This window comes from Fontivita pretiosa (genome assembly GCF_050410795.1).
GTDB classification, from domain to species: domain Bacteria; phylum Planctomycetota; class Phycisphaerae; order Tepidisphaerales; family Tepidisphaeraceae; genus Fontivita; species Fontivita pretiosa.
In genome coordinates, this window is record NZ_CP191258.1 from 426,526 (window position 1) to 438,282 (window position 11,757).

General features: G+C 64.6%; 8 protein-coding genes. All 8 read right to left on the bottom strand.

Annotated elements, in window-relative coordinates; genetic code table 11:
- Positions 1-64 precede the first annotated feature (64 nt).
- Positions 65-2,806 carry a tetratricopeptide repeat protein gene (locus ACQS5P_RS01655; RefSeq protein WP_428939164.1) on the bottom strand — a complete coding sequence of 914 codons (2,742 nt, stop codon included), beginning with the start codon at positions 2,804-2,806 and terminating at the stop codon, positions 65-67.
- A gap of 24 nt (positions 2,807-2,830) precedes the next feature.
- On the bottom strand, positions 2,831-3,724 hold the full coding sequence (gene hisG, locus ACQS5P_RS01660) for an ATP phosphoribosyltransferase (protein WP_428939165.1): 894 nt from the start codon (positions 3,722-3,724) through the stop codon (positions 2,831-2,833).
- Positions 3,725-3,789: 65 nt separating this feature from the next.
- Positions 3,790-4,419 (bottom strand): hypothetical protein, encoded by a 630-nt coding sequence (locus tag ACQS5P_RS01665; RefSeq protein WP_428939166.1) that lies wholly within the window; start codon positions 4,417-4,419, stop codon positions 3,790-3,792.
- Complete coding sequence (gene rbfA / locus ACQS5P_RS01670) at positions 4,416-4,844, bottom strand: 30S ribosome-binding factor RbfA (protein WP_428939167.1); 429 nt, start codon at positions 4,842-4,844, stop codon at positions 4,416-4,418. The genes ACQS5P_RS01665 and rbfA overlap by 4 nt, the downstream gene beginning before the upstream one ends.
- Positions 4,845-4,947: 103 nt before the next feature.
- Positions 4,948-5,229 (bottom strand): DUF503 domain-containing protein, encoded by a 282-nt coding sequence (locus ACQS5P_RS01675; protein ID WP_428939168.1) that lies wholly within the window; start codon positions 5,227-5,229, stop codon positions 4,948-4,950.
- Positions 5,230-5,295: 66 nt separating this feature from the next.
- Positions 5,296-8,469, bottom strand: a complete 3,174-nt coding sequence (infB, locus tag ACQS5P_RS01680) for a translation initiation factor IF-2 (protein ID WP_428939169.1) — start codon at positions 8,467-8,469, stop codon at positions 5,296-5,298.
- A gap of 36 nt (positions 8,470-8,505) precedes the next feature.
- Positions 8,506-10,068, bottom strand: coding sequence for a transcription termination factor NusA (gene nusA / locus ACQS5P_RS01685; protein WP_428939170.1), 1,563 nt, complete (start codon positions 10,066-10,068; stop codon positions 8,506-8,508).
- Between the two features lie 308 nt (positions 10,069-10,376).
- Positions 10,377-11,627 (bottom strand): ABC transporter ATP-binding protein, encoded by a 1,251-nt coding sequence (locus ACQS5P_RS01690; protein WP_428939171.1) that lies wholly within the window; start codon positions 11,625-11,627, stop codon positions 10,377-10,379.
- Between the last annotated feature and the right edge of the window lie 130 nt (positions 11,628-11,757).

An 11,757-nucleotide genomic window follows, 5' to 3' on the forward strand; every position in this document is an offset into this window, starting at 1 on the left:
CAGTTACCCCTGGCCGCCTGGCAGTGGCCGCTGCGGTTGGCGGCGCCTGATGACTGGCAAGCTGCTAATTCCTGTTGGCCTGTCCCTGCGATTCGCCGGCCTCGACGACCGGAGCGACGTTGACCGGCTGGTTGGACTGCGCCTGTTTCAGCTTCGCCTGCAATTGCAGCCTCAGGCTGTTCAGCTCGTCACGCGGCGGCACCTGCCCGAGTCGTTCGAGCGATTTTTCCCAGGCCTGCTGCGCTTCGGCATGACGGTTCAACCTGTACAGCACGTCGCCCAGATGATCCAGCACAACCGGGTCGGCCTGCTCGGCCGGCTGCGCCGCCTGCTCGAGCCATCGCAGCGCTTCGGCAAACCTCCCGCGTTTGTACAGTACCCATCCGAGACTGTCGAGATAGGATGGATTATCCGGCTCGGCCTGGACCGCGACGCGGATCAGCGCTTCAGCGCGATCCAGGTTCTTGCCCGCGTCGGCCCAGGTGTAGCCCAGGTCATTTCCCGCCGGCGCATGAGTCGGATCCAGCCTCAAAACCTCCTGGAGAAGCTGCTCGGTAAGCTGCTGCTGTCCGATTCGCTGGTACAGATGCGCCAGGTAATAGAGCAGGTCCGGGTCCTGGGCGACCGCCTGCCGCGCCGCATCCAGCACGCGTGTTGCATCGGCGGTGCGGTTCTGCGAGACATAGATCTCGATCAGAGCCTCGACTACCGTCCGGTTGCCCGGGTCTTTCGCCCTTTCAGCCTCGAGCAGCTCAACAGCCTCCTGCGACCGACCGGCGGCATTGAAAAGCAGCACCAGCGATGTGACGACGTCGGCGTCGTCCGGATGCTGCTCGAACAGCCGTCTGATCAGCTCGATCGCGTCGTTGGCTCGACGCTGCTGGACAAGCTCGGCGGCCTGCTGGACGCGCGCCGTGATGCTGGTCGGATCGGCGGCAAGCCACTTTTCCAGCAGGTCGCGGGCATTATGCGGGGAGTTGTTCTGCCGGTAATACGAGAGCAGAAGCTGATAGGCCGGGGCAAAGCGCGGACGCTCGCTGATCAGCTTCCACATGAGCTGCTCGAACTGGCTGGTGCGCTGGCTCTTGTGCAGGGCCAGGGCAAGCTGAAGTTGCAGGTCGGGCGAGGGGCGTCGCTGGCTGGCGGAGGCGAGCTGCACTGCCTGCGAGAACGCCTCCACCGCCGCTTCGGCTCTGTCCGCTCTCAATTCCACCAGCCCGCGCAGCTCCGCGGCCAGGTCCGCCCGGCCACGTGATCTGACCGATTCGATCAACTCATCCACGGCGCGTTGCCGCGACGTCTGGTCCCAGTCCGACCGGGAAAGGTAACTGTCCAGCAGCGCGCGACACGCTGGATCAAACGGGGGGTTGGCGGCGGCGGCCTGTTCCAGCGCCGCCCGCGCGGTGTTTGCACGCGACCAGCCGCTGGCCACCCGCCAGATCCAGTACTGCTTTGCCGCTTCCGCATCGGGCCGAACCGCGAGCTTCTGAAGCCCGCCCAGCCGCAGCGCGTGCCGGCGTGAAAGGCGCGTCAGGTCCAGCAGCAGCGGCGTCAGCTCGGACGTGGCGTCGGGATGATCGGCGCAAACCTCGATGATGAGCCGGGCGGCATCGGTGACGCGGTCGCGGTCGGCATACAGCCGCCAGAGTCGCTCGACAATCTCCAGATCGCCGTCGTGCGACCGGATCGCGTCTCTTAGCAGCGCCGCGGCCTCGGCTTCTCGCCCCGCTTCGGCCAGCGTATCGGCCAGGGCAAACAAAATCGCCCTGTCCTGCGGTTGCTGACGGTGCAGTTTCCACAGCTCCTGAACAAAATCCTCCTGGCGTCCCAGTTCCTGATACACTTGGCGCAGGAGCTGGATCGATTCGCTGCTGGCGTGGAAGCGCCTGACCAGGTCGGCCGCTGATGCAATCGCCTGCTGGTGCTGTCCCAGCTTCACGCGCAACCGCACCAGCCTGGCCTGATGTTCAAAGTCATTAGGCGCGCGATCGGCCACGTTCTGGTAAGCTCGCAGCGCCTGCTCGAACTCGCCACGCTTCTCGTGCAGCGTGCCGATCTGCTCATAGATCAGATGAGGATGGGCCTGGAGATAGCTGGCCTCGGGGCTTGCGCGAAAGCGGATGCCGTTGCGCTGGATGCGCCTCAGCAGGCTCTGGTAACAATCCAGGGCGGCTCGATCGTAACCCTGCTGCTGCAAAAGGACGGCCAGGCGGTAATCCACCACCAGCGCCAGCGGATCCTCTGCCTGCCGGTATTCGGTGGTTTGCCTTGCCATGCGGAAGCGTTCGATGGCGCGGTTCAGATCGCCACGTGACTGATACGCCCGGCCAAGCTCGGTCTGCACTTCGATGTCATCGGGCCTGATCCTGGCGGCCTGCTCGAAAGCGGCCAGGGCGCGATCCGCCGACCCGCCGATTCCCTGATACGCCTGCCCCAGCGTGAACCACAGTTCGTAGCTGTCTGGATCGAGCTTGACGGCCTTCTCCAACAGGTTGATTGCGGTGTAGCGTTGATTCTGAAGCAGCGCGTCGCGCGCCCGTGCGAACAATTCGATGGCCTCCAGAGGCGGAGGCTGATCGGCGGGGCGCGTGGATGCCGCCGGGGCGGGCAGCGTAACGACCGGCAGGATCTGATCCAGGCTCAGCTCAGCGCGCGGTTCGGATACCGGCGATGTCGTCGCCAGCGGGCTGGTGCTCGGGGCAGTAGCGCCGGGCCTTGCCGGCCCACGCCGTGCGACACATCCCCCCACCAGCATCAGCGCCGCACTCAGGTATGCCGCGATAACAGACCAACCGGATGCTCGCACGTTGCCCTCGCACACGTTTGGCCGTCAGGGAATTACCTTGTTCAGCGGATACGTAATGATCCCCGTGGCCCCGGCACGCTTCAGCCGCGGGATCAGCTCACGCTCCTGTTTTTCTTCCAGAATCACCTCCACCGCAACCCACTCCGGATCATTCAGCCGGCTGATCGTCGGACTCTTCTCCGCCGGCAGAAAGCTGACCACCTCCGGCAACTGCTTTTCCGGCACGTTCATCTTCAGCCCGATCTTCGCCTTGGCCTCGATGGCCCCCTTGAGCAGCATCGCGATGTTCTCCATTTTCTCGCGTTTCCAGGGTATGGCCCAGGCGCTCTTGTTGGCGATGAAGCGGGTGGTGCTGGTCAGGATCGTATCGACGATGCGGAGGTTATTGGCGCGGATCGATGAGCCGGTTTCGGTGATGTCCACGATCCCGTCCAGCAGCCGCGCCTTGATCTCGGTGGTCCCCCAGGAGAACTCCACCGTCACGTTGATCCCCTTCTGCTGGAAGTATCGCCGCGTCGTGTTCACCAGCTCCGTGGCGATGATCTTGCCGTCCAGGTCCTCGGGCCTCTTGACCTCGCTTTCCTCCGGCACGGCCAGCACCCACCTGGCGGGGTTGCGGCTGGCGCGGGAATACTCCAGCTCGCAGATTTCGATCACGTCGTCGACGTTGCCGTTTTCCACGATCCAGTCGTGCCCGGTCAGGCCACAGTCGATAATCCCGTCGGCGACATAGCGGCTGATCTCCTGCGCCCGGAACAGCACCGCTGAGAGCTTCTCGTCATCAATGCGCGGAAAGACGCTGCGCTCGGGGATGGAAACGTGATAACCGGCCTTGCCGAACAGATCGACGGTCGCCGCCTGGAGACTGCCCGAGGGCAGCCCGATGCGGAGGGTGGTGGGGGGAAGTTTCTCGGTCATGTTGGTTGGCTGGTGGTCAGTGCCCGGCGACCGCACGCGTCGCCGCCGACTGGCCACTCCCTTGCTCAGGCTTTCGCCTTCTTCTTTCGTCTCGATTCCTCAAACACGGTTGTCCGGATGGCGCGGAAGAAATCGTGGCACTCCTCGGCCTTGAGGTTGTGCTCGATGAACTTCTGTGCATCCTCAAGAGTCGTCTGCTCATCGACGACCTGTTCCTCACGGAGATACGCCAGGGTTTCGTTGTCGATCGGGAAGGCGTGCCCGTCGAAACCGTAGAGCATCACATACGCCTCCACGAACGGGTGGATGTCCGGCAGCTCACGGAGGAACTGGCGTGCGTCGCGGCGGCTGAGCGTCTTGAGCCGTTCCAGGCTCAGCGTGTGCTCACGCTCGAAGATGTTGTTCAGCGCCTGCGTGATCATCGCCACCCGACGCTCGATGTCCGGATAGCGCACGCCCAGAAGCTCCTGGATTTCCAGATCCGTCGCCACGCGAAGCTCGTTGAGGTCCACGAACTCCTTCTGGATGGCGCGCATGGCTTCCTCGGCCCTGGCGTCGGACACGTCGTAGCTCATGGCTGCGCGGACCAGCGCTTCCAGCGGCTCCTGCGGCTGACGCGGCTCGGGCTTGTATTCCCGTACCAGTTGCCTCACCAGCGAACGCAGGGCGTCAACATATTTTGCGGTGTTTTTCATTGCTGGGTCGAATCCAATTCGTCGGTCGTCTGTTCCTGGCCTTCGGCGACACCCTCGGCACGCTGCCGCTCACGCTCGGCAGATTCCCGGGCGGCCTTCTCGATCAGGCTCAGCACCGTCAGTTCCTTCTTGAGATTCTCGTCAATGTGGAACTTGAGGTACGGCGCCACCCGCAGCGTCATCTGCTTGGTCAGCTTCATGCGCATCAGCCCCGCCGAGTGACGCAGCGCGTTCAGCGCCGCGGTCTGCTGTCCCGGGGTGCCCATGATCGTGACGTACACGTCGGCCACGGACAGATCCGCGCTGACCTTGACGCGCGTAATGCTGGGCATGCCCCTGAGCCGCGGATCATTCAGCTCGCGCATGATGATCTGCGCCAGTTCGTGCTTGATCGTGCTTCCGATTCGTTCGGTACGTCGGGACATTGAACCAAGGCAGCGAGGCACCAGGGCACCAGACACGAAGGGGAGCGATTCGCCGATGCGCGACCCACGTGCCTGCGTGCCTGCCTGCCCGCCTGCCTCTCCTTCATAACAACTCAATCTGATAGTCCACCAGACTCACCTGTGGCACCATCCGGACGAAGTCAACCAGCTTGCTCAAGGCGCTCTGAACATAGCGGCCGTCGTTGCTCACCATCGCCATGCCCAGAATCGACCGCCGGTGCTCATCCAGCGCCCCCACTTCGGCGATCGACACATTATGGTGATGCGCGATCCGGTCCTTGATGCTCTTGATCACCCGCCGCTTGTCCTTGAGCGAAAACGCGTCCGGGATCGCCAGTTCGATTTGCAGAACACCGATCGTCATAGTGGCCGCTGGCCGCCGCACGGCACCGTAGCTTCAGTGGCTGCTGATCGCCGGCAACTGGCCAGTTCACAACGTTCTCTCGTGCTTCTCGCGGACATACGCCTCCAGCCGGTCGCCAACCTTGATGTCGTCGTACCCGGCCAGCTTGATGCCGCACTCGAACCCGGCTTTGACCTCCCTGACATCGTCCTTCATCCGCCGCAGCGTCTCGATCGACAGGTCCTCAGCGACGACCTTGCCATCGCGGATCAGACGAATCTTGCTGCCGCGCTGGATGTGCCCGTCGGTGACCATGCACCCGGCAATGTTGCCCACCCTGGAGACCTTGAACACCTGGCGGATTTCGGCATGTCCGTGCAGTTTCTCGCGGATCTCGGGTTCCAGCATCCCCGACAGCGACTTCTTCAGATCGTCGAAGATCTCGTAGATCACCCGATAGAGCTTCACGTCAATGTGATTCTGCTCGGCCAGCGCCCGTGCCGCATCGTCCGGAACCACGTGGAATCCGATGATCGCCACCTTGTTCGGATGCTGCGGGTCGTCGGGGTTGATCCGGCTGGCCATCGCGAGCTGAACGTCGCTTTCGGTGATCGGACCAACCGCGGCGTGGATGACCTTGACCCGGACCTCATCGGTGTTCTGCGAGGTCACGGTATTCACCAGCGTCTCCAGCGATCCCTGCACGTCCGCCTTGATGATCAGGTTGATGGTCTTGACCTCGCTGCCCCTGATTGTGGCCAGCAGGTTGTCGGCCGAGACCCGGTTCTGCTGGGCAAGCTGCCGCTGCCGCGCCTTCTCGGCGCGTTCCTCGGCGATTGCGCGGGCACGCTCCAGGTCCGAGACCACGAAGAACTTGTCCCCCGCCGCCGGCAGCTCGCTCAGCCCCGAGACGATCACCGGCATGCTCGCCGTGGCCTGCTCGATCGGGCGGTGGTTGTCATCCAGCAGGCTGCGGATGCGACCGTAGCCCGGGCCGCACAGGATCACGTCGCCGACTTTCAGCGTGCCATCCTGCACCAGCACCGTGGCCACAGGTCCCAGCCCCGGATCGATGCGTGCCTCGATAACGGTTCCGCGCGCCGGCGCGGTCGGATCGAATTTCAGCTCCAGCAGCTCTGCCTGGTAATCCAGGATTTCGATCAGTTCCTTGATTCCCTGACCGGTGATCGCGCTGGTGCGGACGACTTCCGTATCTCCGCCCCATTCCACCGGGTTCAGGTTCTGCGCTGCGAGCTGGCCCAGCACCATCTCCGGATTGGCGTCGGGACGGTCGATCTTGTTCAGTGCCACGACAATCGGCACGCCAGCGGCGCGCGCGTGGTTGATCGATTCGATCGTCTGCGGTTGCACTCCCTCCGCCGCCGACACCACCAGAACCACCACGTCGGTCATGGTCGCGCCGCGGGCACGCATCGCGGTAAAAGCCTCGTGCCCGGGCGTGTCGATGAAGGTCACGCGCTTGCGCCTGCCGTCGGCGCCTTCGATCTCCACCATCCATGCCGCGGTGTGCTGGGTAATACCCCCCGCCTCGCTGGCCGCCACGTTGGCGCTGCGAATCTTGTCCAGCAGGCTCGTCTTGCCGTGGTCCACATGCCCCAGAATCGTCACGACCGGCGGGCGCGGCTTCAGCACCGCAGGATCAGGCTTGCGACTCTGGAACTCCTGAATCAACTGCTCCTCCAGTGACGGCTCGGCCGTCACCTTCAGCTCCACGCCGTATTCCAGCGCCAGTGCCTCGGCCACGTCCTGATCCAGCGTCTGGTTGATTGTCGCGAAGATCCCCTGACGCATCAGCTTGGAGATGATGTCGCTGCTCCTGACCCCCAGTGCCGCCGACAACGAGCGGACGGTGATCGGCTGCTCGATTTCGACGGTGCCGCCGCGCTGGACTGGTGTCTTGGCCACCGCGTGCGTGCCGCGTGCCTCGCTTCTGCGCAGGTGCGCATCGAAATCGGTCCTGAAGCTTGCCGCCGCTGCCAGTCGGTCCTGACGCTCGATCAGATCCGCGTCGGTGAACTCGCGCAGTTTCTCCATTGCCTCGCCGCGACGACCGTCCGGTCCGCGACGACGGTTGGAGTTGGTCCGTCCCCGTGCCGCTGCCTTGCGACGCTCGGTCTCCTCGTCTTCTTCGGAGACCCTTACACCGCGACCGGCTGCGGGACGCGCCTGAGGAATTGACGGTGCTTCGGCCGCAGGATTCAGAGGCCGCCTCGGACGCGGCTGGGGCACAATGTCCGGTGCTTCTTCCCGGACCACGCGCGGACCCTGAATCACCGCGGGTCTGGGCACCACCAGACGCGGGGCAGGGGTAATCGGCCTGCGTTCGGTCGTGGCCTGCTGTTGCTGTTGCTGCTGCTGTTGGGCGCGAGTGGCCAGGGTCACGGTGGGCCGTGAACCGGCGGCGGGCTTGGGGACCGGCGCCGTCGGCGCAGGGGCAGTCGGCGCAGGCGTGGCGGCCGCAGGCGCGGCGGCCGCAGGCGTGGCCGGCGCACTGCCGCTATCGGCAGCCCGCGGGGGCGCGGGCGCCTCGGCCACGGGTGCAGCCACCGGTGCAGCCGGGGGCGTCACCGGCACCACCGGCACGGGCGCCGTCGGCGCAGAAGTTGTCTGCGGAAACGCAGTCGGCTCGGCACCAGCCGTCGGCAGTCCGGCGGGTGCAGGCGCAATGGTAACCGAAGGCGCTGCGCCCGGTCCGGGCTCTGCCGGGACCGCAGGCGTCGCAGGGCTGGCCGCTGGCGGAGCAGCCGCCGGCGGAGCAGGCGCTTCAGGCGCACGCCTGGCTTCGGCAACCGCCTGCTGCGGCTGGGCGGCGGGCGCTGCCTCGGCAGGCGCCTCGGCCGACGGAGCTGCTGGCGCGGGGGTGGCGTGTGTCGGCGGCGTACGCTTGCGCATCGTCGCAGCGCGCGCAGCCTCAAGCTCATGCTGGGCTTCGGCCTCGGCAGTCGGAGCGGCTGTTTCCCCGCCTTCCGCTGCGGTTGCGTCGGCTTTCCTGCGAGCACGACGCGCCGCTGTCTTGGGCTTCTCCGCCACCGCCACTGGCGCTGCCATCTCCACTGCAGTGCCCTGCCCGTGAGCGGCGCTGAACCATTCGCGCACCGACTCCGCCAGGCCCAGCGGCAACACGCTCATGTGGTTAGGCGCCTTGTCACCCAGGCCTTCATCCCGAAGCTTGTCCAGGATCTGCTTGCTCTGGACGCCCAGCTCCTTCGCCAGTTGATTGACTCGAATACCTTTCGCCAAAACGGCCTCCCGAAAACACGTTCTTAATCAGGTGAACTACGGCTCATCACGCCGCGACGCCGGGGGACTGTCGCGTCCCTCGGCCAATTCAACGATCTGTCCGTTTTCCTCGAATCCCTTCCTGTTGTCCTCGCCGCCCGGCGAGGCATGGATTCCCTGGATCGCCCGCTCCTCAGGCGAAAGCTCGGAGGCGCCCATGCCCGCCGATCCCTCGGCATGCGTGGAGATCTCCGGCGCCACGCCTTCGGTGGCCTGCAGCGCCGCGGGCAGGCGTCCGTCGCCGCCAGCATCCACCGCCTCGGTTGCCGATTCCTCACTGATCGGCGCCTGCTGGAGCAGCGGATTGGCAAACGCCACCGCGTCCACGCCGCGGCTGCCGGCTTCGGCCAGCGCCTTGGCGTCGGCCTTCTTCTGCGCCGCTTCGGCGGCCTTCTTCTGCTCCTGCTCGGCGGTCACCAGCTTGGCTTCCTCGATGCAGCGCTGCATGACCTTCTCGGCCAGCTCCTGGCTCATGCCGACTTCCTCGACCAGAGGCCCGGTGCCGACTTCTTCGATGTCGCGCACGTCAATCAGGCCCAGGGCAATGATCTTGTCCACCATCTCCTGGGTGACACCCGGGACACTCTTGAGGGTCTGGTCCAGCCGCTGCACACCGGCCTGGAACTCCGGAGGCGTGAGGATATCGATGTCCCAACCGGTCAGGCGAGCCGCCAGGCGCACGTTTTGTCCGCGCTTGCCGATCGCCAGGGAGAGTTGATCCTCGTTTACTACGACCGTCGCGCGCCCAAGTTCAAAGCACAGCGAGACTTCCGCCACTTCCGCGGGCTTCAGCGCATTGCTGATCAGGATCTGGCTGGACTCGTTCCAGCGGACGATGTCGATCTTTTCCCCGCCCAGCTCGTCCACGATGTTCTTGATCCGGCTGCCGCGCACGCCCACGCATGCGCCGACCGCATCCACCTTCGAGTCGATCGAGCTGACGGCGATCTTGGTGCGATGCCCCGGCTCCCGCGCCAGGGCCTTGATCTCGATCGTCCGCTCACCAACTTCCGGCACTTCGCGCTCGAACAGCCGGCGGATCAGTTCCGGATGCGCCCGGCTGAGGATAATCTTGACGGCGCTGGGCGTGTCGCGGACCTCCAGGATCAGCGCCTGGATCCGCTCGCCGACCTGGTGCGCTTCGCCGGGGATCTGCTCCGACTTGGGCATGATCCCTTCGACGCGTCCGAGGTTGACGATCATGGTGCCGCCCTCGAATCGCGCGATCGTGCCGGTGACGATCGTTCCGACGCGGTCCTTGTACTCCTCGTAGATGCTGCCGCGCTCATCGGCGCGGATGAGCTGGATCATCACCTGCTTGACGGTCTGGGCGCCGATACGACCGACCACCGACAACGGCAGCGGCTGGCCCTGTCGGGTGGCGGTGATGTCCCCGGTCGTGCGGTCCAGCGTCACCGTGAACTCGCTGGTATCCTCCGTGTTGAACTGTTTGCGCAGGCCCGACGCAATCGCCTGCTCGATGTCGCTGTAGATCTGCTCGCGTTCGATGTTCTTGTCGCGGGCGATCCCATCGACAATCCTGATCAATTCCTGGTTCACGGCTGCAACCTCTCTTAGTCTGATGCTTCCTTACTTACATGCTGCGGACGATTCGACCGCTGCGTCCGCCGGGGTCAGGACCTGTCGGCTCGATCAACCGCGACAAGTTCTGACCGCCAAAACAAATTGGGCTACCCCGAGTGGGCAGCCCGCATACCACGACAGGCGAACCTGTGAGCCGGCCCGGCCGGCGCCGGCGTGTAAGACACGCTCACCCGCTCATCCGGCCTCCCTCCGGTTCAGCGGGTCTGGCCAGCTCCGGCGGCCACGCTCAGCCCTGAAGATGACCCGATGCTTATGCATGGTTGTTATGCAACTGCATTCGCATGGGCCGTCTCGTTGACAAGGCTCAGGTTCATCCCGGTCGCTCCGGGCTCGAAAAAATGGACCTTCCGCAGATCGACGTACAACGTCACCTGCGAATTGGCTTCAAGGCCCGACTGAGCCTCCACCCGGCCCACCACGTGCGGGCTCAGGTTGGTGCTCATGTACAAATCCATATCGTTGCCCAGCGGCTCCACCACGTTCAACTGTACTCGCAACGGTGCTGAACTGTTCGGCGAATCACTGTCCACCGGTCGAAGGTGGAAGTGCTCGGGCCTGACACCCAGCACCACATGTCGTCCGACCATCCCGGCCAGCCGATCACGCAGGTGATCGGGAACCGGCAGCTTAAACCCGTTGCCGGGCAAGGTCAACTCGCCCACCATCACCAGCGGCTCATCGGAACGCGGCTTACCGTTGCCGTTGCCGCCCGACTGGGCCCTGGCATTCTCCAGCCGACCCTCCTCGAACACCAACCGGCCGTCCTCCACCTTCAACGCACCGTCGAAAAAGTTCATCGGCGGCATCCCGATGAAGCCGGCGACGAAACGGTTGTTCGGATGATTATAGGTCCTCAGCGGCGTGTCGGCCTGCTGGATCACCCCATCCTTCATCACCACGATCCGATCTCCCAGGGTCATCGCCTCTTCCTGATCGTGGGTCACGTAGATCGTCGTGGTTTTGAGTCTCTGATGCAGGCGTTTGAGCTCAGCGCGGGTGGTGACGCGCAGCTTGGCGTCCAGGTTGCTCAGCGGCTCGTCGAACAGGAAAGCCGCCGGCTCGCGGACAATCGCCCGCCCCACCGCCACTCGCTGCCTCTGCCCGCCGGACAGCGCCTTGGGCTTGCGGTCCAGCAAGTGTTCGATATCCAGAATCCTGGCTGCCTGCATCACCCGCTCATGGATCTGCGCCCGCGGCATGCCCCGCAGCTTCAGCCCGAAGGCCATGTTCTTGTACACCGTCATGTGCGGGTACAGGGCGTAGTTCTGGAACACCATCGCAATGTCGCGATCCTTGGGCGGGACGTCGTTGACGATCCGATCGCCGATGCGAATGATGCCCGAGGAAATCTCTTCCAGCCCCGCCACCATCCGCAACGTCGTGCTCTTGCCGCAACCAGATGGCCCGACCAGAACGATGAACTCCTGATCCCGGATCGACAGGTCGATGTTATCGACTGCTTTGACTCCGCCGGGGTAGATCTTGGTGACTTTTTCCAGTTCGACTCGTGCCATGGGTCTCCGCCGCAATATCAGCCCGCCACAAACGCACGCGCGCAGGGCCAAGATGGTGCCAGGACAGGACTGCGAAATTATACGGAAGCCCGGGGGAGGGTCAAACGAATCTCGCCTTTGCGGCGCGCAG

Bases quoted from the DNA above. Each gene is read 5' to 3' on its own strand.
- hisG (WP_428939165.1), bottom strand. From the start codon at position 3,724: ATGACCGAGAAACTTCCCCCCACCACCCTCCGCATCGGGCTGCCCTCG.
- ACQS5P_RS01665 (WP_428939166.1), bottom strand. From the start codon at position 4,419: ATGAAAAACACCGCAAAATATGTTGACGCCCTGCGTTCGCTGGTGAGG.
- ACQS5P_RS01675 (WP_428939168.1), bottom strand. From the start codon at position 5,229: ATGACGATCGGTGTTCTGCAAATCGAACTGGCGATCCCGGACGCGTTT.
- rbfA (WP_428939167.1), bottom strand. From the start codon at position 4,844: ATGTCCCGACGTACCGAACGAATCGGAAGCACGATCAAGCACGAACTG.
- ACQS5P_RS01690 (WP_428939171.1), bottom strand. From the start codon at position 11,627: ATGGCACGAGTCGAACTGGAAAAAGTCACCAAGATCTACCCCGGCGGA.